The organism is Flavobacterium panici, assembly GCF_903819335.1.
Lineage (GTDB): Bacteria > Bacteroidota > Bacteroidia > Flavobacteriales > Flavobacteriaceae > Flavobacterium > Flavobacterium panici.
This window is the reverse complement of sequence record NZ_CAIJDE010000014.1, coordinates 1-450: the sequence shown is the minus strand read 5'-3', so window position 1 is coordinate 450 and position 450 is coordinate 1. Positions and strand designations below refer to the sequence as shown.

The window sequence follows — 450 nt, the reverse complement described above, 5'->3', positions numbered from 1 at the left end:
TCCTGTAGCATTTGAAACTGAAGCGCTAAATGTTGTGTTAGATCCAGAACAAATAGCACTATCAGTTGGCTGTGCAGTGATTGCCGGAGCTTGATTTACCGTTAAAGATGCACTATTTGAAGTTGCATTAGGAGTACATAAACCTGTAGCAACTACTCTGTATAAATATCCACTTAATCCTGCAGTTGCGCCAGTGATAGTTAATGTTGCACTAGTTGTACCAGAATATGGTGCAGTAGCTGGAACATTAGCAAAACCAGCACCCTGATCTACCTGCCACTGATATCCTGTAGCATTTGCAGCTGTTGCAGAGAAAGTAGTATTAGCACCTGTACAAATTGTACTTGCAGATGGCTGTGCAGTGATTGCCGGAGCTTGATTTACAGTTAAAGCAGCACCGTTTGAAGTTGCATTAGGTGTACATGAACCAGTAGCAACAACTCTGTAAAC

The 450-nt window shown here is 42.0% G+C and carries 1 pseudogene; it reads right to left on the bottom strand.

Going from position 1 to position 450, the window contains the following annotated elements:
* Positions 1 to 450: pseudogene (locus tag FLAPXU55_RS00130) on the bottom strand (hypothetical protein); the annotation flags it as partial.